Genomic DNA, 22,528 nt, shown 5'->3' with positions numbered 1-22,528 from the left:
CCCCCGAGGGGGCTGCCCCGCCTTGAGGCGGCTCGGCGGCGGGGCGGCGGGTTTTCAGCGCACCGCGTTGATCGCGTCGCGCAGGCCCTTGGCTGCCTGGCCGGCGGCCTCGCGCCAATCGTCGCCGCCGCTGGCGTAGATGATGGCGCGCGAAGAATTGATCATCATGCCGCTGCGCGCGGCGTTCGCGCCCGCGTTCACGGTGGCGGTGATGTCGCCGCCCTGGGCGCCGATGCCGGGCACCAGCAGGGGCAGCGCGTCGCCGATGCGCTGGCGCACGGCGGCCAGTTCATTCGGGAACGTGGCGCCCACCACCAGGCCGCACTGGCCGTTGGCATTCCACTTGTCGGCCACCAGCCCCGCCACGTGCAGGTACAGGGGCTCGCCGTTGTCCATTTTCAGGAACTGCAAGTCCGAGCCGCCGGGGTTGGACGTGCGGCACAGGACGATCACGCCGCGGTCGCGCCAGGCAAGGTAGGGCTCCACCGAATCCAGGCCCATGTAGGGGCTGACGGTCAGGGCGTGCGCCTGGTAGCGCTCGTAGGCTTCGCGGGCATAGTTTTCGGCCGTGGAGCCGATGTCGCCGCGCTTGGCGTCCAGCACGATGGGCAGGTCCGGGTGATTGTCGCGGATGTGCTGGCACAGGGCTTCCAGCTGGTCTTCGGCGCGGTGCGCGGCAAAGTACGCGATCTGCGGCTTGAAGCTGCAGGCGTAGGGCGCGGTGGCGTCGACGATGTCGCGGCAGAACTGGAAGATGGCGTCGGGCTTGTCCTGCAATTCGCGGGGGAAGCGCTGCGGATCGGGATCCAGCCCGACTTGCAGGAGCGAGTTGCTGGTGGTCCAGGCGTGTTCGAGTTTTTGCAGGAAATTCATGGGGAGTTCAGTGCAGTTTGACCCGCGGGCGAGTGCGCCGCATGAGCAGGCGGGCCAGGGCAAGGGAGGCGGTACGCGAGGCGCCCAGCACCGCTCTGTGGTGCATCAGGTGCAGGCTCATGTACATCAAGCGCGCCAGTGTACCGCTTACGAACAGTCCCCGTCCGGCCAGCTTGCCCATCAGGCTGCCGACCCCGGCGTCCTGGCCCAGCGACACCAGGGAACCGTGGTCCTGGTAGACGTAGGGGGCGGTGGGCTCGGCCGCGTGGCGCAGCCGGGCCGTGAGCTTCTTGGCCAGGTAGTCCGCCTGCTGGTGCGCGGCCTGGGCCCGGGCGGGCACGGTGCGGCCGTCGCGCCACGGCGCCGCGCAGCAGTCGCCCAGCGCCAGGATGTGCGGATCGGGCGTTTCGAGGCGTTCGTTGACTTCGAGCTGGCCCAGCTTGTTCAGCGGCAGGCCCAGGTCGGCCAGCAGGGCGGGGCCCTTGATGCCGGCTGCCCACATGCAGAGCTGGGCGGGAAATTCGCGGCCGTCGGCGGTGCGCACGGTGCTGGCGGTGACTTCCGACACGCGGCAGGACGTTTCCACGCGGATGCCCAGTTCGGTCAGGCGGTTGGTTGCCGCGACCGAGATCTTCTCGGGTAGCGCCGACAGGATGCGCGGCGCGCCTTCGACCAGCGTGATGGCCAGGTCGCGCTCGGCGCGGAAATTCGGCAGTCCGTACGCGCTGACGACGTGGCTGGCTTCGGTCAGTTCCACCGCGAGTTCGACGCCGGTGGCGCCGCCGCCCACGATCACCAGGTCCAGGCGGGCGGACGGATCGCGCACCTTGGCCAGGTCCACCTGCGCCATGGCCTTGAGCATGGTCAGGCGGAACTGCTCGGCGTTTTCCGTGGTGTCCAGCGTCACCGCATGCTCGGCGGCGCCCGGGGTGTTGAAGAAGTTGGACGTGCTGCCCAGGGCAAGCACCAGCGTGTCGTAGGCCAGTTCGCGGCGCGGCAGGACTTCCTGGCCCTGCGCGTCGGCGACGGCGCCTACCGTGATCTGGCGGCGTTCGCGGTCGACGCTTTCAAGCCAGCCCTGCGCGAACGTAAAGCCGTCCATGTGGGCGAGCATCAGGTAGGAAAGGCCTTCCTGGTGGATGTCCAGCGTTCCCGCGGCGGCTTCGTGCAGCGACGGCTTCCAGATGTGGAAGGGACGGCTGTCCACCAGGGTGACGTGTTGGCGGCCGTGGATACGGCCCAGTTTTGCGGCCAGTTCCAGGCCGCCCGCGCCACCGCCGACAATGACGATGCGCTCAGAGGGTGCTGACGTCGATTTAGGCATCATGGCTCCCAGTATAAATAGCGTCGCATCCCCAATGAGATGCGACCCGTGTCAATGCATGACGAAACGGCTGATGGCCACCCCCACCCAGACCGTTCCGGCGAAAATCAGCAGCAGCATCACGGCTGCGCTGCCCAGGTCCTTGGCCCGGCCCAGGAGCGGGTGGCGCTCGACCGACAGCGCGTCGGCCAACGCCTCGATGGCGGAATTCAGCAGTTCCGCCGCCAGCACCATGATGACCACGCCCACCAGGAAAAAGACCTCGACCGTCGTACGGCCCAGGAAGAACGCCGCCGGGATCATCAGGACCGCCAGCGCCAGTTCCTGGCGGAACGCCGCTTCGTATTTGACGGCCGCCTTCAGGCCCTGCCAGGAATAGCGCAGCGCATTCAGGATGCGGCGCGCGCCGCCGGTGCTTTTGAAGGGCGAGTGTTGCGGATCGTGGGTCATGGAATCGGAAGAAAGCCGTGTGTGGCGGCTTTTTAACAGATAAGGGTTGCCCGTGTGGCACGGTACGGGCCTTTGGGCAAACCCTAATTGTGACCCAGCTGAAGCAGGCGCAGGATTCTGGTCAATTGGTAAGGCCACTTTACCTTTTTGCCCTTTCATCCAGCTGTATTCCATGCCGATCCAGACTATCGAGCCCCGCCGCTTGTACCGCCAGATCGCCGACCAGCTGCGTTTGCTGATCGATGCGGGCGAGTTTCCGGCCGGCGCGCGCCTGCCGCCCGAGCGCGACCTTGCCCTGAAGCTGGGCGTGTCCCGGCCGTCGGTGCGCGAAGCGCTGATCGCGCTGGAAGTCGAAGGCTGGGTGGAAGTGCGCATGGGGTCGGGCGTGTACGTCCAGAGCCAGGCCGGCGCCCCGGGCGCCAGCCTGACCGCCGAAAGCCCGCTGGAAACCATCCGCGCCCGCCGCACGATAGAAGGCGAGCTGGCGGCGCAGGCCGCGCTCAACCCCGTGCCCGCGCTGGTGACGGGCCTGCGCGACGCCGTGAACGCCATGGAAGACGAAGCCGCTTCCGGCAGCGTGCCCATCCGCGGAGACCGGCTGTTCCATCTGCGCGTGGCGGAAATGGCCAACAACGCCGTGCTGGTGCGCGTGGTGGGCGAACTGTTCGACGAACGCCACAATCCGCTGTCCGTGAAGCTGGGCGACTACTTCGAGAACCCCGACAGCTGGGCCGTCGCCATCACCGAGCACCGCCGCGTCATCGACGCCATCGCGGCCGGCGACGAGCAAGGCGCGCGGGCGGCCATGCATGATCATCTTTCCTGCTCGTACGACCGCCTGACGGCCAGTTGGCCCGGCGGCGCGGCCGAGGCATTGCGCTAGATAGCAGACAGCCGGCGGCGCCCTGGCGCCGCCGGATCGCAGTCGCAGTACGCAGGTGCAGCTCAGTAGGTGAACTCCATATGTAAAACATGACGCAGGCCGGCCAAGGATGCCATCCGCCGCGCCCGCCACCTCAAAGAGAGGAGACAACATGAAGCCAGGCAACGCTATCAAAGTGCTGTTTGCCGCCGTCGCGCTTGCCGTCAGCGGCACCGCGCTGGCGCAGACCAAACTGAAGTGGGCGCACGTGTACGAGACTTCCGAACCCTTCCACACCTCGTCGGTGTGGGCGGCCCAGGAAATCGAAAAGCGCACCAACGGCCGCTATCACATCGATGTCTATCCCGCCTCTCAGCTGGGCAAGGAAAACGATATCAACCAGGGCCTGACCCTGGGCACGGTGGACATGATCATTTCCGGATCCAGCTTCGCCGCCAAGAGCTTTCCGCGCATCGGCGTCACCTACTATCCCTACACCTTCCGCAGTCCCGAACACCTGATCGCCTACACCAAGAGCGACATCTACAAGGAACTCACGAACGGCTACGACGAGAAGAGCGGCAACCACATCGTCGCCACCACCTACTACGGCACGCGGCAGACGACGTCGAACCGTCCGTTCACCAAGTGCACCGAAATGAAGGGCCTGAAGATCCGCGTGCCGGACGTGGCCGCGTACCTGGCCATGCCGCGCGCCTGTGGCGCCAACACGGCGCCCATCGCGTTCGCCGAGGTCTACCTGGCCCTGCAGAACGGCACGGTGGAAGCGCAGGAAAATCCGCTCACCACCATCGAGGCCAAGAAGTTCTACGAAGTTCAGAAGAACATCATCCTCACGGGCCACATCGTCGACCACCTGAACACGGTGATCTCCGGCAAGCTCTGGAAGAGCCTGTCCGCCGAGGACAAGAAGATCTTCGCCGAAGTGGCGCAGCAGGCCGCGGAAAAGGCATCGGCGGAAGTGGCCGACTCCGAAAAGAAGATGGTCGAGGTCTTCAAAAAGCGCGGCCTGACGGTGGCCGAGGTCAATGTCGACGAATTCCGCAACACCGTGCTGGAGAAAGTGCCGTTCAAGCAGTACGGCTACGAAAAGTCGGATTGGGAAAAGATCCAGGCGGTGAAGTAAGCCGCGGGCGGGCCGCCGCCGCGGCCCGCCGGTCGTCACCCGATCCCGGACGAGGGGAACTCCATGCATTCCAACGCGAAGGCCGCGCCCATGGCGGCCGTCAGCCCTGGGCCGGCGCAATCGCCCGGCCCGCACCAGGCCGCCTCGGTCGATGAGATCGTCCATAGCTTCGAAGAGGCCGATCACCACGAGGTCAGCCTGGCCGGCTACCAGCCGGAAGACTGGATCTGCCTTGCCATGTTCTGGACGATGGCGATGCTGGTCTTCCTGCAGTTTTTCTCCCGCTACGTGCTGAACGATTCCTACGCCTGGACCGAAGAACTGGCGGTGTATTGCCTGATCGGGGTGGTGTTCGTGGGCTCGGCCATGTGCGTGCGGGCCTGCCGCCACATCCAGGTGGACTTCCTGTACCGCTACCTGCCCAAGCCCGCGGGACGCGCGCTGTCGACGCTGATCGACATCCTGCGCACCGCCTTTTTTGGCTATGCGGTGTGGCTGACCTACCGCTACATCGTGCTGGTGGGCGACGAGCCCATGACCACGCTGTTCTGGAACAAGGCCTTTGTGTACTGGGTGGCGTTGGCGGGCTTTGTCATGATGTTCGTGAGGTCGCTGCAGGTGTCGGTGCGCAACTGGCGGCAGGGATATTCGATCCTGGAGAACCCGGCGGCCTACGAGTCGCTGGACTGAAGCGCGAACCGCAGCACCCAAGAAACCGCAGTGCATTTCCTGGAGCGATTCATGGGCATACTGATTGGATCCTTTCTGCTGTTGATGGTCATGGGGCTGCCGGTGGCGGTGTCCATGGCGGGCGCCTCGCTGCTGTTCATCCTGGTCTCGGGCAGCGTGCCGGACGTGGTGATCGCGCAGCGCATGATCGCGGGCGTCGAATCTTTTCCGCTGCTGGCGGTGCCGTTCTTCATCCTGGCGGGCAACCTGATGAACATCGCCGGCATCACCGGGCGCATCTACAACTTCGCGGTCGCGCTGGTGGGGTGGATGCGCGGCGGCCTGGGGCAGGTGAACATCATCGGGTCGGTGGTGTTCGCCGGCATGTCCGGCACGGCCATCGCCGACGCCGCGGGCCTGGGCACCATCGAGATCAAGGCCATGAAGGATCACGGCTACCAGACCGAGTTCGCGGTGGGCGTCACCGCCGCGTCGGCCACGCTGGGCCCGATCATCCCGCCGTCGCTGCCCTTCGTCATCTACGGCATGATGGCCAACGTGTCGATTGGTTCGCTGTTCCTGGCGGGGCTGATCCCGGGGCTCGTGCTGACGATCCTGATGATGATCACGGTGGCCTACTACGCGCGCCGCAACAACTGGGGCGGCGACGTCGCCTTCAACTGGAAGCGGCTGGGCGGGGCGGGGCTGGAAGTGCTGATCGTGCTGTCGTTCCCGCTGTCCATCTGGCTGATGACGCTGGCGGGCGTGTCGCCCAACCTTGCCACCGGCGTCGCCTTCGCGGCATTGCTGCTCCTGGACTGGAAGTTCAATTTCTCGGCCGTCATGGCCCTGATGGCGCCCGTGATCCTGATCGGCGGCATGACGCTGGGCTGGTTCACGCCCACCGAGGCCGCGGTGGCCGCCGTGCTCTGGGCGCTGTTCCTGGGCCTGGTGCGGTATCGCTCCATGACGCTGCGCACGCTGGCCAAGGCCTCGTTCGACACCATCGAGACCACGGCGTCGGTGCTGTTCATCGTGACGGCGGCGTCGGTGTTCGCCTGGCTGCTGACCACGACGCAGGCCGCGCAGGCCCTGACCGACGCCATCCTGAGCGTGACGCAGAACAAGTGGGTGTTCCTGCTGATGGCCAACGTGCTGATCCTGATCGTGGGCTGCTTCATCGACACGATCGCCGCCATCACCATCCTGGTGCCGATCCTGTTGCCGATCGTGCTGAAGCTGGGCATCGATCCGATCCACTTCGGCCTGATCATGACCCTGAACCTGATGATCGGCCTGCTGCATCCGCCGATGGGGATGGTGCTCTTCGTGCTGGCGCGGGTGGCCAGGCTGTCCGTCGAGCGCACCACGATGGCCATCCTGCCGTGGCTGGTGCCGCTGTTCGTGGCGCTGATCGCCATCACCTACATTCCCCAGATCACCCTGTGGCTGCCCACCGCAATGGGCATGGCCGGCAAATAAAAGGAAACACGCACATGGCTGGAAGACTGCAAGGCAAGACCGCCATCGTCACCGCCGCCGGGCAAGGCATCGGACGCGCCGTGGCGCAGGCCTATGCGCGCGAGGGCGCGGACGTGCTGGCGTTGGACCTGAACGGCGAGGCCCTGCAAAGCCTGGCCGGCTGCCGCACCCAGGTGCTGGACGTGACCGACGGCCGCGCGGTGCGCGCGCTGGCGCAGGACGCCGGCCCTGTCGACGTGCTGTTCAACGGCGCGGGTTTCGTGCACGCCGGCACCATCCTGGATTGCGACGAAGACGCCTGGGATTTTTCGTTCAACCTGAACGTGCGGTCCATGTACCTGCTCATCCGCGCCTGCCTGCCGGGCATGCTGGCGCGCGGCGCGGGGTCGGTCGTCAACATGGCCTCGGTGGCGGGCAGCATCAAGGGCGCGCCCAACCGCTGCGCCTACGGCGCCACCAAGGCGGCGGTCATCGGCCTGACCAAGGCGGTGGCCGCGGACTACGTGGCCCAGGGCATACGCTGCAATGCGATCTGCCCCGGCACCGTGGAATCGCCGTCGCTGCGCCAGCGCATCGACGCGCAGGCGCAGGCCAGCGGCCAGTCCGTCGCGGCGGTGGAAGCCGCGTTCACGGCGCGCCAGCCCATGGGCCGCATCGGCCGCGCGGAAGAGATCGCCGCGCTGGCGGTGTATCTTGCCAGCGACGAATCCGCCTTCACCACGGGCACCGCCCAGGTGATCGACGGCGGCTGGTCCAATTGAATTCCCCCCTACCGCAGCAACAAGGAACTTGCTATGAAACTGATGCGCCATGGCGCCAAGGGCGCTGAAAAGCCCGCCCTGATCGATGCCCAGGGCCAGGTCCGCGACCTGTCCCGGGTGATCTCCGACATCACGGCCCAGACCCTCAGCCCCGCCAAGCTGGCGGAGCTGCGCGCGCTGGATCCGTCGACCCTGCCGCTGGTGGCGCAGCCGGCACGCATTGCCCCGCCGTGGAGCGGCATGGGCAAGTTCATCTGCATCGGCCTGAACTACGCGGACCATGCCGCCGAGTCCGGCCTGCCGGTGCCGGCCGAGCCCGTCATCTTCATGAAGACCACGTCGGCCGTGGTGGGCTGCAACGATCCGGTCGTGCTGCCGCAGGATTCGGTCAAGACGGATTGGGAAGTGGAACTGGGCGTGGTCATCGGCGAAAAGGCGCGCTACGTCAGCGAGGCCGACGCGATGAAGCACGTGGCCGGCTACTGCGTGGTGAACGACGTGTCCGAGCGCGAATACCAGATCGAACGCGGCGGCACCTGGGACAAGGGCAAGGGCTGCGACACCTTCGGCCCGGTCGGTCCCTGGCTGGCCACGGCGGACGAGATCCCCGATCCGCAGGACCTGGAAATGTGGCTGGAAGTGAACGGCAAGCGCTACCAGAACGGCAGCACCCGCACCATGGTGTTCGGCGTGGCGCAGCTGGTGGCCTACGTCAGCCGCTTCATGACGCTGTACCCGGGCGACCTGATCAGCACGGGCACGCCGCCCGGCGTGGGCATGGGCCAGAAGCCCGCCCCGGTATACCTGAAGGCCGGCGACGAGATGAAGCTGGGCATCGCGGGCCTGGGCGAACAGCGCCAGCGCGTCCATGCCTGGGATCCCGCCCTGATCGACGGCTGAACGAATCATCCCCTTGCGCTCCGGAGTCCTCATGTCCCAGACCGATACCGCAGTGATACGCATCCACCCGGCGGACAACGTGGTGATCGCCAGGCGGCAGCTCGTCAGCGGCACGCGCCTGGACAGCGAGGGGGTGACGGTCGCGGGCCTGGTGCCGCCCGGCCACAAGGTGGCCGTGCGCGCCATCGCCGCCGGCGAGCCGGTGCGGCGCTACAACCAGATCATCGGCGTGGCGCGGCAGGACATCGCGCCCGGCCAGCATGTCCATACCCACAACCTGGAGTTCTCGGACTTCGAGCGCGACTATGCGGTCGGGCAGGGCGCGCACGCCACCGATTACGTGGCGGCGCCGGCGATGTTCGATGGCATCGTGCGCGCCGACGGCCGCATCGCCACGCGCAACTACATCGGCATCCTGACCAGCGTGAACTGTTCGGCCACGGTGGCGCGCGCCATCGCCGACCATTTTCGTCGCGACATCCGGCCCGAGGCGCTGGCCTCCTGTCCGAACGTCGACGGGGTGGTGGCGCTGACGCACGGCGCGGGCTGCGCCACGGGCAGCGACGGCGAGCCGCTGCGGGTGCTGCGCCGCACGCTGGGCGGGTATGCGCGCCATCCCAACTTCGGCGGGCTGATGGTCGTGGGGCTGGGCTGCGAAACCAATCAGATCGGCGGCCTGATGGAGCAGGAGCACCTGCGCGAAAGCGGCATGCTGCACACCTTCAACATCCAGGACACCGGCGGCACGCGCAAGACCGTGGCGCGCGGCATCGAACTGGTCGAACGCATGCTGAACCAGGCCAACCGCGTCCAGCGCCAGGCCGTGCCGGCCAGCCATCTGACGGTGGGCCTGCAGTGCGGCGGATCGGACGGCTACTCCGGCATCAGCGCCAATCCTGCCCTGGGCGCGGCGGTCGACCTGCTGGTGCGCCACGGCGGCACGGCCATCCTGTCCGAGACGCCCGAGATCTACGGCGGCGAACATCTGCTGACGCGCCGGGCCGAAACCCCCGCCGTGGCCGCCAAGCTGCTGGCGCGCGTGCGCTGGTGGGAGGACTACTGCGCCCGCAATGACGCCGAGATGGACAACAATCCCTCGGCCGGGAACAAGGCGGGCGGCCTGACCACCATCCTGGAAAAATCGCTGGGCGCGATCGCCAAGAGCGGCACGACCAACCTTACCGACGTCTACGAATACGCCGAGTCGGTGCGCACCCGCGGCCTGGTGTTCATGGACACGCCGGGCTACGACCCCGTGTCCGCCACCGGCCAGGTGGCGGGGGGCGCCAACCTGATCTGCTTCACTACCGGGCGCGGGTCCGCCTATGGCTGCGCGCCGGCGCCGTCCCTGAAGCTGTCCACCAACACCGCGCTGTGGCAGCGCCAGTCGGACGACATCGACATCAATTGCGGCGAAGTGGTTGACGGCGAGCAGAGCGTGGCGCAGATGGGCGAACGCATTTTCCAGCTGATGCTGCAGACCGCGTCCGGCCGGCGCACGCGCAGCGAGACGCACGGCTACGGGCAAAACGAGTTCGTTCCGTGGCAACTGGGCGCGGTGATGTAGCGAGACGGCACGGGGCATGCTATACCCTGGCGTTGCGCCCACTCTTGGCACTGCTCATCCATGCTTGAACGTTTGAATACGGAGTCGTTGCCGCGTCTGCCCGCAGACGTGGAAAAGCCCAGCTACGACCGAAGCCGGCTGACGCCGGGCATCGTGCACCTGGGGCTGGGCGCCTTTCACCGCGCCCACCAGGCGGTCGTGACGGACCAGGCCATGCAGGCCAGCGGAGACCTGAGCTGGGGCATCCTGGGCGTGTCCCTGCGCCAACCCGCCACCCGCGACGCCCTGACCCCCCAGGACGGCCTGTACACGCTGGCCGTGCGCGACGCCGGGCCCGACGGCCAGGAACGCGAACAGCTGCGCGTCGTGGGCTCGGTCCTGCGGGTGATGGTGGCCGACGAAGACCCCAACGCGGTGCTGGAACGCATTGCGTATCCGCAGACGCGCATCGTCAGCCTGACCGTCACGGAAAAGGGCTACAGCCACGAGCCCGCCACCGGCCACCTGCGCTGGGACGACCCCGACATCCTGCACGACCTTGAAAATCCGCTGCGGCCGCGCAGCACCATCGGCATCCTGGTGCATGGACTGGCCCTGCGCCGCGAACGCGGCCTGCCGCCGGTCACGCTGCTGTCCTGCGACAACCTGCGCGGCAACGGCGACACCCTGCGCAGCCTGGTGCTGGCGTTCGCCCTGCGGGTCGACGTGACGCTGGCCGACTGGATCGACCGCCACTGCACCTTCCCGAATTCCATGGTGGACCGCATCGTGCCCGTCACGCAGGACCACGACCGCCAGCGGATCGCCGGGCGGCTCGGCGTTGAGGACGCCTGGCCGGTGCTGGGCGAGCCCTACCTGAACTGGGTCATCGAAGACAAGTTCGCGGCGGGCCGTCCGGCCTGGGACGCCCAGGGTGGCGCCACTTTTGTGCGCAACGCGGCGCCCTATGAACGCCTGAAGCTGCGCATGGTCAGCGGGCCGCATTCGGCGCTGGCCTACCTGGGCGCATCGATGGGCCTGCAGACCATGGCCGAAGCCGTGAACACGCCCGCCCTGCGCGCCTTCGTCGAGGCCATGATGCGCGAGGAGATCGCGCCGACGCTGCGCGGCATTCCCGATGCGGGGCTGGAAGAGTATCGCGAGCGCTTCCTCGAGCGGATCTCCAATCCGGCGCTGCCGCATCCGCTCCGGCAGATCGCCATGGACGGCTCGCAGAAGCTGCCGCAGCGCCTGCTGGACACGATCCGCGACCGCCTGCGCGAAGGGCACGACATCCAGCGCCTGACCCTGGCGGTGGCGGCCTGGCTGCACTATCTGCGCGGCGAGAACGAGCAGGGCGGCCGCCACGACATCCAGGACCCGATGGCCGCGCGGCTGGCCAAGCTGCTCTCGCGCGCCGAGGTCGCGGCGCGCGCGGCCGCTCCGTCGCAGTCGCCGCAGCGGCGGGCGATGGTGCTGGCCCGGTTCAAGCCGGTGTTCGGCACGCTGGGCGATTCCACCGAGTTCGTCTCCAGCCTGGCCACGCAGCTCGAAGCGCTGCGCGAGCTTGGCGTGATCCGCGCCGTGCAGGCGGCCACATAGGAAGCCAAATATGGACGGGAGCCGGGTCGATGCCGCCGGATGGGAGCGCTGGGCCGTCGATTGCCTGCTGGCCCAGGACTTCCCGGACGAAGACGCGCGCTGCCTGGCCGACAGCCTGGCCCAGACCAGCCTGTGGGGCATCGATTCGCATGGCATTGCGCGCCTGCCCCATTATCTGAACCGGGTCGCGCACGGCTCCATTCTTGCCCGGCCGCAAATCGGCATCACGCGCACCGGCCCGGGCACGGCCCAGGTGCATGGCGGGCAGGGGCAGGGCATCGTGGTGGCCCATCGGGCCAATGCGCTGGCGATCGAATTGGCCGGGGCCGCGGGCGTGGCGGCGGTGGGCGTCAGCGATTCCTCGCATTGCGGGGCCATCGGCCTGTATAGCCGGGCGGCGGCCCGGCAGGGTCATATCGGCATCGCGTTCACGCATTCGGATTCCATCGCCGCGCCCTTCGGCGGACGCGAGCCCTTCTTCGGCACGAACCCCATCTCGTTGGCGTTTCCGCGCGCGGACGGCGAGCCCCTCTGCCTGGACATGGCCACCACCGCCATTCCCTGGAACCGCGTCATGAACGCCCGTCGCGACGGCGTGGCGCTGCCTGCGGGCGTGGCGCTGGATGCGCGGGGCCGGGATTGCACGGACGCGCAGGCGGCGCGCGCCTTGCGACCGCTGGGCGGCGAGGAATACGGCTACAAGGGCTACGGCCTGGCGATGATGGTCGAGCTGCTTTGCGGGCCGTTGAACGGCAATCCGTTCGGTCCGCATATCTCGTCCATGTACGAAGCGCTGGAGCGTCCGCGCGAACTGGGCGCCTTCTTCATCGTCATCGATCCCGCTCGGTTCGTCGGCGGCGCGGCGCTGGCCGCGGTGGTGGCGGGAATGGCGCTGGAACTGTCGCAAGCCCCGGGTGCGCCGCGCATGCCGGGCGATCCCGAGGCCGCCGCGCAGGCCGAACGCCGGCAGCACGGACTGCCGGTGCCGCCGGCCTTGTGGGCCGAGATGCAGGATTGGAGCGGCCGGCTGGGCGTGGCGCTGCCGGCGCGCAAGGCCTGGCGGCGCCCGGCAGACGCCTAGACGCCCAGGTACTGCAGCAGCCGGGCCTCGTCCTGGATGAACGCCTGCGACGATCCCGTCCAGGCGACGCGGCCCTTTTCCACGATGGCATGCCGGTCGGCCGTGGCCAGGAGCGGCTCCAGGTTCTTGTCGATGCAAAGCACGGCCAGGCCCGTCTGCTTCAGCGATTGCAGCGCGGCCCAGATTTCCTCGCGCACCACGGGCGCCAGCCCTTCGGTGGCCTCGTCCAGGATCAGCAGGCGCGGATTGGTCAGCAGCGCGCGCCCGATCGCCAGCATCTGCTGTTCGCCGCCGGACAGGTGGCTGCCCAGGTGCCGGGCGCGTTCGGACAGGCGGGGGAACAGGCCATAGACGCGGTCCAGCGTCCAGGGGCGAGCCGCGCCCTGCCGGTTGTGCGCCGTGGCCACCAGGTTTTCACGCACGGACAGGTTGGGAAAGATGTGGCGCCCTTCGGGCACCAGCCCGATGCCGCGCTGGGCCACCTTGTAGGCGGGAAGCCTGCTGATGTCGGCGCCGTCGAACGAAATGGCGCCGCGGCTGGCGGGATTCAACCCCATCACTGCCTTCACGGTGGTGGATTTGCCCATGCCGTTGCGCCCCAGCAGGGTGACGAATTCGCCGGGTCCGATGTCCAGGTCGATGCCGAACAGGGCCTGGCTGGCGCCGTAATGCGCGGTGACGCCGCGCAGCGAGAGCAGGGCGGTCATGCGCGGACCTCCCGGGCGCGGCCGCGCTCGCTGCCCAGATAGCATTCGCGGACCTGGGGATCGTTGCGGATCTGGTCGGCGGTGCCGCAGGCCAGCGCGCGCCCGTACACCAGCACCGTGATGCGGTCGGACAGGGCGAAGACCGCCTGCATGTCGTGCTCCACCAGCAGGATCGTGTAGCGGCCGCGCAGTTGCAGCAGCAGGCGGGTCATGGCTTCGGACTCGTGCTGGCTCATGCCGGCCATGGGCTCGTCCAGCAGCAGCAGCGACGGCTGGCAGGCCAGCACCATGGCCAGTTCCAGTTGCCGCAGTTCGCCGTGGGCCAGCTCGCTTGCCGGCGTGTCCGCGCGGGCCGACAGGCCCGCCAGGGCCAGCGCGTCGCGGGCCGGCTCCGTCAATGCCGGCGTCGCCTTTACCGGCCGCCAGAACCGGAAACTGTGGCCGCGCCGCGCCTGCACCGCCATGGCGACGTTCTCCAGCGCGGTGAAGGGCTTGAAGACGGAGGTGATCTGATAAGAACGCGCGAGGCCGTGGCGCACCCGCTTTTCCACGGGCATGCGGGTGACGTCCTTGCCGTCGAGCAGCACGCGCCCGGCGTCGGGCCGCAGTTCGCCGCTCAACTGCCCGATCAGGGTTGTCTTGCCGGCGCCGTTGGGTCCGATGACGGCATGCAGCTCGCCGCTGGCCACGTCCAGCGACAGCTTGTCGGTGACCGTCAGTCCGCCATAGCGTTTTTCCAGGTTCTCGATGCGCAGCGCGCTCATTGGGGCTCTCCGGAAGGACGGTGCGCGGCGCGGCGGGCGATGCGCCAGGGCGCGGGCGACAGGCTGCCGTACACGCCGCGCCGCGAGGCCAGCACCACGCCGACGATCAGGAGCCCCATGATCAGCATCCAGTGCTCCGTCAGCAGTTTCAGCCCTTCTTCCAGCAGCAGGAACGCCAGCGCGCCCGCCACCGGTCCGAACAGCGTGCCGATGCCGCCCAGCGCCACCATCACGATCAGTTCGCCGGAGGTGGTCCAGGCGAGGTATGACGGGGAAACGTACATCGTCAGGTTGGCCAGCAGCACGCCGGCCACGCCGCAGATGACCGCCGAGATCACGTAGGCCGCAAGCCGGTAGCGCAGGGTGGGAAACCCCAGCGCCCGCATGCGCCGTTCGTTGGCCTGGCAGCCGCGCAACGCCATGCCGAAGGGCGCGTGGATCAGCCGGTGCATCAGCCCGAGCACCAGCAGCAGCACGCCGAACGCCGCGCAGTACAGCGCCAGCGGCGTGTCCAGCCGGAACAGGCCGAAATCGCTGCCAGCGAACAGCGACATGCCGTCGTCGCCGCCGAAGCCTTCCAGCCCGGTCGCCAGGAAGTAGAACATCTGTGCGAACGCCAGCGTGATCATGATGAAGGCGATGCCGTTCGTGCGCATGACCACGTAGCCGCTGACCAGGCCGACGACCGCGCAGGCGCCCGCCGCGGCCGCCAGGTGCAGCCAGCCGTTCTCGATGCCGTAGTGCGACAGCACACCTACCGCATAGGCGCCCAGGCCCAGGTACAGGGCGTGGCCGAAGCTCACCATGCCGCCGTAGCCGAGCAGCAGGTTGAGCGCCAGCGCGGCGATGCCATAGACCAGCACGCGCCCGAACAGCGCCAGCAGGAAGGGTTCGCCCTGCCATTGCGCATACACGGGCACCAGCGCAAGCAGCAGCAGCAGGGCGGTGGCGGCCAGCGTGCGTGGAGAGGGATTGATCATGTCGTCTCCGTCCTTATCCGTGCCTGACCGGAAACAGGCCCTGCGGCCGCATCGCCAGCACCAGGGCCATGACGATGTAGATCAGCATCGACGCGATCGCCGGCCCCGCGGCGTTGGCGGCGGCCGGCGGCAGGGCGGCGCGCAGCAGAGCGGGCAGCAGGGCGCGTCCCAGCGTATCGATCAGCCCCACCATCAGCGCGGCCAGGAACGCGCCGCGCACCGAGCCGATGCCGCCGATCACGATCACCACCAGCGTCAGGATCAGGATGGGCTCTCCCATGCCGGTCTGCGCCGACAGGATGGGCCCGGCCATCAGTCCCGCCAGGCCGGCCAGCACGGCGCCCAGCACGAACAGCAGCGTGTTCAGCCGGGCTATGTTCACGCCCAGCGCGCCGACCATCATGCGGTCGGTGGAGCCGGCGCGGATCAGCATGCCCAGCCGCGTGCGGTGGATCAGCACATAGCAGCCCGCCGCGACCAGCAGTCCCACCACGATGATGAGGAACCGGTACAGCGGATAGGTCACGCCCAGGATATCGATGGTGCCGGACAGCCAGGAGGGCAGCCCCATGCTGATCGGCGCCGGCCCCCAGATGATGCGGGTGAGTTCATTGAAGAACAGGATGAAGCCGAACGTGGCCAGCACCTGGTCCAGGTGTTCGCGCGGATACAGCCGCGCCAGCGCGATGCGGTCCAGCAGCAGCCCCAGGGCCGCCAAGCCGGCCACGACCGCCGCCGCGGCCAGCAGGAAGGAGCCGGTGTGCCGGAACACGGTGGCCGCGATGAAGGCGCCCATCATGTACAGCGATCCATGCGCCAGGTTGATGAAGTTCATGATGCCGAACACCAGCGTCAGGCCGGCGGCCAGCAGGAACAGGAGAATTCCGAGTTGCAGGCCGTTCAGGGCCTGCACCAGGAGCAGCGTCGTGGACATAAGGTTCAACCCTGGCCGGCGGCCCCGGGGGCCGCCCGCATCACTTCATGGCGCACTGGGCGGCGTACTGGTCGGAGACCTTGGCCAGGTCGGGGAAGATGGGGCCCTTGTTCACGAAGCCCACCTTGCCGTCGGCGCCGGCCGCGACGTCCGCGCGGAAGAATCCGGCGACCGGGAAGTGGTTGGGCTGATAGCGGAATTCACCGCGCACGGACTGGAAGTCGGCGGATTCCAGGGCCTTGCGCAGGGCTTCCTTGTCGTCGACCTTGCCGCCGGTTTTCTTGAGCGCGGACCCGATCAGCTGGGCCGCGTCCCAGGACTGCGCGGCGTAGCTGGACGGTTCGCGGCCGTACTTCTGGCGGAACGCCGCCGCGAAGGCCTTGTTGGCGGCGTTGTCCAGGTCCGGCGAGTACGGCACGTTGGTGACCGCGCCCAGCGCATCCTTTTGCAGCGCGGGCAGGGTGGCGCCGTCGATGGTGTCCACCGACAGCAGCGGGATCTTGCCGAAGAGGCCCGCCTGGCGGTACTGCTTGATGAAGTTCACGCCCATGCCGCCGGGAAAGAACACGTACGCCGCATCGGGCTTGGCGTCCGCCAGCGCCGCCAGTTCGACGGAGTAGTCGGGCTGGTTCACCTGGGTGAAAACTTCGTTCGTCACGTCGCCCTTGTAGAAGCGCTTGAAGCCGGCCATGGCGTCCTTGCCGGCCTGGTAATTGGGCGCCAGCAGGTAGACCTTCTTGAACCCCATCTGGTTGGCCATTTCGCCGCTGCCTTCGTGGCGCTGGGTGTTGTTCCAGGAGGTGGAAAAGAAGAAGGGCGAACAGTCCTTGCCGGCCAGGTTGGTCGGGCCGGCGTTGGAGCCCACCAGGAACACGCCGGCGCTGGTCACGGGGCGCACGACCGCCAGCATGACGTTGGAATACACGACGCCGGTGATGATGGGCACCTTGTCGCTCTGCACCAGCTTGCGCGCGGCCTGCACGCCGACTTCGGGCTTGAACTGGTCGTCTTCCTTGATGACCTGGACGGGTACGCCGCCCAGCTTGCCGCCGCCTTGCTCGACGGCCAGCATGAAGCCGTCGAGCTGGTCCTGGCCCAGCACTGAGCCGGGGCCGGTCAGCGTGGTCAGCAGGCCGATCTTGACGTCGGCGTGCGCGGCCGCGCCCATCGAGAGCCCCAGGGCCGCCGCGGCGGCCAGCGTGTGGATGCGTTTCATGGTGATTCCCCTTGCTATGCCGTGTGTCACGGTCGTGGATGTGATGGGGCGCTATTGCGCCTGCAAGCCAAAGAACGTCATCGTGTTGCGGAACAGGATCTTCTGCTGCACGCCGGGCAGCAGGTCGGCGTGCGCGACAAGCTTGCCGACTTCCTGCTCGCCCAGCGGATACGGATAGTCCGACCCGAGCAGCACGCGGTCTTCGCCCATCACGTCGATCAGCAGGCGTAGCGAGCGCGGGTCGAACACCGCGCTGTCGGTGTAGAAGCGGTCGGTGTAGGAAGAGGGCAGTTGCGGGCAGTCTTCGCGCACGATGTCGCGATGGCGCCAGGCGTTGTCGACGCGGCCCAGCAGGTAGGCGAAGCTGCCGCCGCCGTGGGCGAAGCACAGCTTGAGGCTGCGCGGGATGCGCTCGAAGGCGCCGGACAGGATCAGGGACAGGATTCCGAGCTGGGTTTCGGCGGGCATGGCGACCAGCCAGGGCAGCATCCACTTCTTCATGCGGCCGTCGGTCATCATGTCCCATGGATGCACCAGCACGGGAATGCCGTCGTTGGCGCAATGGACCAGGAATTGCACGAGGGTGTCGTCGTCCAGGTCGCGCGGGCCGACGTGGTTGCCGATCTGCACGCCGAGGTGGCCGGCGGCGCGGGACCGCGAGGCCTCGCGGCACGCCAGGTCCAGGTCCTGCAGCGGCACCTGCGCCAGCGCCTTCAGGCGGGACGGCGCATGAGCGCAGTGTTCGAGCGCCAGGTCGTTCATGCGCGCGGCCCAGTCCGCCGCGGCGCGCGCGGGATAGGTGTAGCCGAACATGATCGGGGTGGCGCAGAGGATCTGCACGTCGACGCCGTGGCGGTCCATCTGCCGCACGCGCAGCGCGGGATCCCACAGGGTGGCGTCGACGGGGCGGAAGGGCCTGTCGCCGGCCATGATCTGCCCGGTGGTGCCATCGGCGTCGGGCCGCAGCCAGGGGGCGTTGACGGGATCGAGCGCGGCCGCTTCCTGCCGGGTGATCGGCGGGAAGAAGTGCGCGTGCATGTCGATTTTTTGGATCATGTCTGGATGAGGACTAGGCGGGGGTGGGCTGCGCGGAAGGTGCGTGGCCCTTGCCGGGATGGATTTCGCCGCAGCCGGGGCAGGTGCGCTTTTCGGGGCTGGCGTAGAAGGATTGGAAGAGCGGCGGCAGGTCGGTGACGATGCTCTTGAGCTGGACTTCGACGCGATGCACCAGGTGGCCGCAATGCGGGCAATACCATTCAAAGCCGTCCACCAGGCCCGCGGGGCGCTGGCGTTCGATGACCAGACAGGCGCTGTCGGCTTCGGGGCGCTGCGGGGAATGGCGCACGTGGGGCGGCAGCAGGAAGATGTCGCCTTCCTTGAGGTCGACGCGCTCGGGTTTGCCGTCGATCCACAGCGACAGCCAGGCGTTGCCGCGGACCTGGTAGAAGAATTCCTCGAGCGGGTCGTCGTGGTAGTCGGTGCGGTGGTTGGGGCCGCCGACGACGGTGACGATGAAGTCGCTGTCCTGCCAGATCTGCTGGTTGCCGACGGGAGGCTTGAGCAGGTGCGCGTGGTCCTGGATCCAGCGCTGGAAATTCAACGGCGGGCCGTAGGCGGGCATGAGGGTCTCCGTGGGGCGCTTGACTAGCGGGTGATGGTGAAGTCTAGGCGGGGGGATGGTGGGCTGCACAATAGAAATTGTGCGGTTGGATATGCGGGTTATCTATCGCGGGGTTTCCCTGGGAGCTTGTTGGTTCTTAAGACGCCCGGTGTGGCGGCGGCCTGGGGCGCGCGGGGCTACGATTGCGGTCCGGAGCCTTCGCTCCGGACTGCCCCTGCGTCAACCTCGTCCGCCTTCGGCTCCCTACGGTTTCCCTCGGGCGCATCTACACGCCCCGCGCGCCCCAGGCCGCCGCCACACCGGGCTCTCGCGGTTCGTGCTTGCAGGTCGCGCGGGCGATTGGAGTCCTTTAGGTTCTTGTCTCTGACGGGTTGGGTTTGGAGCCTCTTGCAGGGCCCGCCCCAGGTCGGCCGCGCGGGCGGCCTTGTGGGGCTTACTTGGTGTCTTGCGTCGGGATGGTGACGCTACGCGCGTGAGGCGGGCGTCGTGGCGTTACCTTGCGGCGAATCGCTATAGGTCAGCAGTTGCCTGCCGTTGCGCTGTGATCAGTTTCAGATAGTCCACCAGCCGCTGGCACGCTGGCGTCAGCGGGCGGTCGGCGCGGATGGAGTAGCCGACGTCGCCGAAGGCGCCGAAGACGTTGGTGGGCAGGCGGGCCAGGAGGCCCATGGACAGGAATTGCGCGGCGGCGTCGTAGGGGATGAGGGCGAGCGCGTCGCTGTGCATGAGCACGCCGATGTTGGTCAGCAGGGATAGCGATTCGACGTGGCGGGTCGGCAGGCGCAGGCCGGCGTCGAAGAAGGTGCGTTCGATCGAGGCGCGCAGGGGCGAGGTGGGCGCGGGCAGGATCCAGATGTGGTCCATCAGGTCTGCAAGGGAAATGTGGTCGGCGCCGGCCATCGGGTGCTGCGCGCCGACGACCAGGCACAGGGCTTCGTGATAGAGCTTGTGATGGTCGACGGCGACGCCGGAGATGGAGGCCATGTCGGCGCCGGGCAGGCGGCCGACGACGATGTCGACGTCGCCGGTGGCGAGCGCGGGCAGCAGTTGGGCGGAGGGGCCTTCGCGCACCGTGACCTGGATGCCGGGATGCTCCGTCATGAGGCGGGCGATGGCTTCGGGCAGGAGCTTGGCGGACGCCGCGATGAGGGTGCCCACGACTACGTGGCCGCTTGCGCCGCCCAGCACGGCGTCGATGTCGTCGGCCATGTAGCGGACCTCGGCCATCATGGCATGGACGCGCCGGCCCAGCACCAGGGCCAGTTCGGTGGGCGTGACGCCGCGGTTGGAGCGTTCGAAGAGCGTGGCGCCGAAGAAGGCTTCCAGGTCGTGGATCGCCTTGGTGACGGTGGGCTGGGTCAGGTGCAGTTCACTGGCGGCGCGCGACAGCGACCGGCGGGCCAGCACGCGCTCGAAGATTTGAAGCTGGTGCAGCTTGAGCTTGTGGCTGAGCGCGTTGGGCGTGATGCGGAAGTTCGACATCCGTGCGGCCGCCCCGGCGGCTGGTCGGGGGCGTGCGTCCTTTTCCTTGGGTGAACCCGAAATGCCGCCGCCCATCTTGCGCCGCCCGCGATGCCGTCAGGCCTGGCGGACGGGCTTGTAGGCGACCGCCTTGATCTCGATCAGCAGCTGGGGGTGCGGCAACTGGTGCACTGCAACCGTGGTGCGCGCCGGACCGTCGGCGTCGAAGTACTCGCCGTAGACCTGATTGTATCCACCGAAGTCATTCATGTTGACCAGGAAAGTACTGATCTCGACCACGTCGCCAAGCGTGGCGCCGGCGGTTGCCAGGATGTCGCGGATGTTCTCGATGACGGCGCGCGTCTGGACGCGGATGTCGAGCGTTGCGGTGCCCATGGCGTCGACGTCGGCGCCGGCGATGCGGTTGTCGGGCAGGCGCGAGCTGGTGCCGGAGACGAACAGGAAGTCGCCTGCGCGCTTGATGTGGGGGTACTTGCCGCGGGGCGTGGCCTTGCCGGCGACGGTGGTGGCGCTGACGGTGGGCTGGTTCATCGTGCGTTCCTTTGCGTGGTGGTCAGAGCTTGATGCAGACGTTGGTGGGCTCGGTGTAGAAATGCAGGGAATGGCGGCCGCCTTCGCGGCCGATGCCGGACAGGCCGCTGCCGCCGAAGGGCGTGCGCAGGTCGCGCAGGAACCAGCAGTTCACCCACGCCAGCCCGACCTGCATGGCTTGCGCCACGCGGTGTCCGCGGGTCAGGTTCTGCGTCCAGACGGCGGCCGCCAGGCCATAGCGGGTGTCGTTGGCGAGGCGGATGGCTTCTTCCTCGGTGTCGAACGGCGCTACGTGGCAGACGGGGCCGAAGACCTCTTCCTTGATGCAGCGGGCATCCTCGGACAGGCCGGTCCAGATCGTGGGCTGCACGTAGGCGCCATCGTCGCGGGCGTCGCCGAAGACGGGCACGCCGCCGCCGGCCACGACCGTGGCGCCTTCCTGGCGGGCCAGCGCAAAGTAGGACAGGACTTTTTCCCGGTGTTCGCGCGACACCAGCGGGCCCATCTCGGTTTCGGGATCCATCGGCCAGCCGATGCGCATGTCGCGGGCGCGCGCCGCCAGGGCGTCGACGAAGCGCTGGTAGATGGGGCGCTCGACGTAGACGCGTTCGGTGCACAGGCAGACCTGGCCGCAATTGGCGAACACGGAGCGGGTCACGCCGTCGACGGCCGCGTCGAAGTCGGCATCGGCGAACACCAGTGCGGCGTTCTTGCCCCCCAGCTCGAATGACACCGGCTTCACGCCGGGCGCCACCGCGCGCATGATGGCGGCGCCCGTGGCGGATTCGCCGGTAAAGGTGATGCCGTCGATGTCGGGATGGGTGGTCATGAATTCACCGGCCGAATCCGGGCCAAAGCCGTGCGTCAGGTTCAGCACGCCCGGCGGCAGCCCGGTTTCGTGGGCGACCTCGGCCAGCAGCGTGGCGGTGGACGGGGTGACTTCGGACGGTTTCATGATCACCGTGTTGCCGAAGGCGAGGGCCGGCGCCACTTTCCAGGTCAGCAGCAGCAGCGGCAGGTTCCACGGGGAAATGACTCCCACCACGCCCAGCGGCTTGCGGTAGGCGTAGTTCAACGCCTGGCGGCCGTCCGGCGTGTCGGTCATGTAGCTTTCCATGTCCAGCGTGCGCGCCAGTTCCGCAAAGGTCCGGAAGTTGGCCGCGCCGCGCGGGATGTCGATCCTGCCGGCCCAGCCCACGGGCTTGCCCGTGTCGCCGATCTCGGCCTGCAGAAAGTCGTCGAAGCGCCGGTCGATGCCGTCCGCCAGGGCCAGCAGATGGTCCGTCCGCGCGGCCACGGACAGGCCCGCCCATGCCGGCAGCGCCCTGCGGGCCGCGGCGACCGCGCGGTCGACCTGGCCGCGGCCGGCCTCGTGGACTTGCGCGATCAGTTGCCCGTCCACCGGGCTGTGCTTGTCGAAGGTGGAAATGCCGTCTTCGAAACGGCCGTCCAGGTAATTGCGCAGTTGGCGGATCGTCATGGTCGGGGTCCGTGTGGGCTGTAAATAAATACGTATACGTACTATATTGGCGGATCATAGGCACCGGACGACCCCAAGTCAATGCGCATTTTCGAGAACGCCCCGGCCTACAATCG

The 22,528-nt window shown here is 68.0% G+C and carries 22 protein-coding genes; 9 read left to right on the top strand and 13 right to left on the bottom strand.

Going from position 1 to position 22,528, the window contains the following annotated elements:
* Positions 1-54: 54 nt before the first annotated feature.
* From pyrF to ABE485_RS20630, 3 genes are read right to left on the bottom strand one after another with little or no spacing between them, the layout of a single operon-like run.
* Positions 55-873: an orotidine-5'-phosphate decarboxylase gene (gene pyrF, locus ABE485_RS20640; RefSeq protein WP_346517138.1), complete on the bottom strand. Its 819-nt coding sequence runs from the start codon at positions 871-873 to the stop codon at positions 55-57.
* Between the two features lie 7 nt (positions 874-880).
* Positions 881-2,200 (bottom strand): NAD(P)/FAD-dependent oxidoreductase, encoded by a 1,320-nt coding sequence (locus tag ABE485_RS20635; RefSeq protein ID WP_346517137.1) that lies wholly within the window; start codon positions 2,198-2,200, stop codon positions 881-883.
* Positions 2,201-2,248: 48 nt separating this feature from the next.
* The gene (locus ABE485_RS20630) at positions 2,249-2,647 is read right to left on the bottom strand and encodes a diacylglycerol kinase (protein WP_313621545.1); all 399 of its coding nucleotides are present in this window, start codon (positions 2,645-2,647) and stop codon (positions 2,249-2,251) included.
* 172 nt (positions 2,648-2,819) lie between these two features.
* On the opposite strand from ABE485_RS20630, the gene ABE485_RS20625 reads away from it, so the two are divergent.
* From ABE485_RS20625 to ABE485_RS20585, 9 genes are all read left to right on the top strand, one after another.
* On the top strand, positions 2,820-3,530 hold the full coding sequence (locus tag ABE485_RS20625; RefSeq protein ID WP_346517136.1) for a FadR/GntR family transcriptional regulator: 711 nt from the start codon (positions 2,820-2,822) through the stop codon (positions 3,528-3,530).
* Positions 3,531-3,681: 151 nt separating this feature from the next.
* On the top strand, positions 3,682-4,656 hold the full coding sequence (locus ABE485_RS20620; protein WP_346517135.1) for a sialic acid TRAP transporter substrate-binding protein SiaP: 975 nt from the start codon (positions 3,682-3,684) through the stop codon (positions 4,654-4,656).
* Positions 4,657-4,719: 63 nt separating this feature from the next.
* Entirely contained in the window at positions 4,720-5,346 is a 627-nt protein-coding gene (locus ABE485_RS20615; RefSeq protein WP_346517134.1) for a TRAP transporter small permease, read from the top strand.
* A 51-nt stretch (positions 5,347-5,397) separates the two neighbouring features.
* The gene (locus ABE485_RS20610; protein WP_346517133.1) at positions 5,398-6,807 is read left to right on the top strand and encodes a TRAP transporter large permease; all 1,410 of its coding nucleotides are present in this window, start codon (positions 5,398-5,400) and stop codon (positions 6,805-6,807) included.
* A 14-nt stretch (positions 6,808-6,821) separates the two neighbouring features.
* On the top strand, positions 6,822-7,568 hold the full coding sequence (locus tag ABE485_RS20605) for an SDR family oxidoreductase (protein ID WP_346517132.1): 747 nt from the start codon (positions 6,822-6,824) through the stop codon (positions 7,566-7,568).
* A gap of 33 nt (positions 7,569-7,601) precedes the next feature.
* The gene (locus tag ABE485_RS20600; RefSeq protein WP_346517131.1) at positions 7,602-8,468 is read left to right on the top strand and encodes a fumarylacetoacetate hydrolase family protein; all 867 of its coding nucleotides are present in this window, start codon (positions 7,602-7,604) and stop codon (positions 8,466-8,468) included.
* 31 nt (positions 8,469-8,499) lie between these two features.
* Complete coding sequence (locus ABE485_RS20595; protein ID WP_346517130.1) at positions 8,500-10,035, top strand: UxaA family hydrolase; 1,536 nt, start codon at positions 8,500-8,502, stop codon at positions 10,033-10,035.
* 60 nt (positions 10,036-10,095) lie between these two features.
* The gene (locus ABE485_RS20590; protein WP_346517129.1) at positions 10,096-11,616 is read left to right on the top strand and encodes a mannitol dehydrogenase family protein; all 1,521 of its coding nucleotides are present in this window, start codon (positions 10,096-10,098) and stop codon (positions 11,614-11,616) included.
* A 10-nt stretch (positions 11,617-11,626) separates the two neighbouring features.
* Positions 11,627-12,697 (top strand): Ldh family oxidoreductase, encoded by a 1,071-nt coding sequence (locus ABE485_RS20585; protein ID WP_346517128.1) that lies wholly within the window; start codon positions 11,627-11,629, stop codon positions 12,695-12,697.
* Here ABE485_RS20585 and ABE485_RS20580 read toward each other — a convergent pair.
* The 10 genes from ABE485_RS20580 to ABE485_RS20535 all read right to left on the bottom strand — a co-directional run bounded on the left by ABE485_RS20580 (position 12,694) and on the right by ABE485_RS20535 (position 22,412).
* The gene (locus tag ABE485_RS20580; RefSeq protein ID WP_346517127.1) at positions 12,694-13,404 is read right to left on the bottom strand and encodes an ABC transporter ATP-binding protein; all 711 of its coding nucleotides are present in this window, start codon (positions 13,402-13,404) and stop codon (positions 12,694-12,696) included. The two genes, ABE485_RS20585 and ABE485_RS20580, sit on opposite strands and share 4 nt — an antisense overlap.
* Positions 13,401-14,168, bottom strand: a complete 768-nt coding sequence (locus ABE485_RS20575; RefSeq protein ID WP_346517126.1) for an ABC transporter ATP-binding protein — start codon at positions 14,166-14,168, stop codon at positions 13,401-13,403. Before ABE485_RS20575 ends, ABE485_RS20580 begins: the two co-directional genes overlap by 4 nt.
* Complete coding sequence (locus ABE485_RS20570) at positions 14,165-15,148, bottom strand: branched-chain amino acid ABC transporter permease (RefSeq protein WP_346517125.1); 984 nt, start codon at positions 15,146-15,148, stop codon at positions 14,165-14,167. Before ABE485_RS20570 ends, ABE485_RS20575 begins: the two co-directional genes overlap by 4 nt.
* A 13-nt stretch (positions 15,149-15,161) precedes the next feature.
* Complete coding sequence (locus ABE485_RS20565) at positions 15,162-16,082, bottom strand: branched-chain amino acid ABC transporter permease (RefSeq protein WP_346517124.1); 921 nt, start codon at positions 16,080-16,082, stop codon at positions 15,162-15,164.
* Between the two features lie 40 nt (positions 16,083-16,122).
* Positions 16,123-17,298, bottom strand: coding sequence for an ABC transporter substrate-binding protein (locus ABE485_RS20560; RefSeq protein ID WP_346517123.1), 1,176 nt, complete (start codon positions 17,296-17,298; stop codon positions 16,123-16,125).
* A gap of 51 nt (positions 17,299-17,349) precedes the next feature.
* Complete coding sequence (locus tag ABE485_RS20555; protein ID WP_346517122.1) at positions 17,350-18,354, bottom strand: amidohydrolase family protein; 1,005 nt, start codon at positions 18,352-18,354, stop codon at positions 17,350-17,352.
* 13 nt (positions 18,355-18,367) lie between these two features.
* Positions 18,368-18,919, bottom strand: coding sequence for a 3-hydroxyanthranilate 3,4-dioxygenase (locus tag ABE485_RS20550; protein WP_346517121.1), 552 nt, complete (start codon positions 18,917-18,919; stop codon positions 18,368-18,370).
* A gap of 510 nt (positions 18,920-19,429) precedes the next feature.
* Entirely contained in the window at positions 19,430-20,476 is a 1,047-nt protein-coding gene (locus tag ABE485_RS20545; RefSeq protein ID WP_430795450.1) for a LysR substrate-binding domain-containing protein, read from the bottom strand.
* Between the two features lie 21 nt (positions 20,477-20,497).
* Complete coding sequence (locus ABE485_RS20540) at positions 20,498-20,932, bottom strand: RidA family protein (RefSeq protein ID WP_346517119.1); 435 nt, start codon at positions 20,930-20,932, stop codon at positions 20,498-20,500.
* A 22-nt stretch (positions 20,933-20,954) separates the two neighbouring features.
* The gene (locus tag ABE485_RS20535; RefSeq protein ID WP_346517118.1) at positions 20,955-22,412 is read right to left on the bottom strand and encodes a 2-hydroxymuconic semialdehyde dehydrogenase; all 1,458 of its coding nucleotides are present in this window, start codon (positions 22,410-22,412) and stop codon (positions 20,955-20,957) included.
* Positions 22,413-22,528 lie beyond the last annotated feature (116 nt).

This window comes from Achromobacter spanius, assembly GCF_039673305.1.
Classification (GTDB): Bacteria; Pseudomonadota; Gammaproteobacteria; order Burkholderiales; family Burkholderiaceae_B; genus Achromobacter; species Achromobacter spanius_F.
The sequence above is the reverse complement of the archived record's forward strand: the minus strand, read 5'-3'. Positions and strand labels throughout refer to the sequence as shown.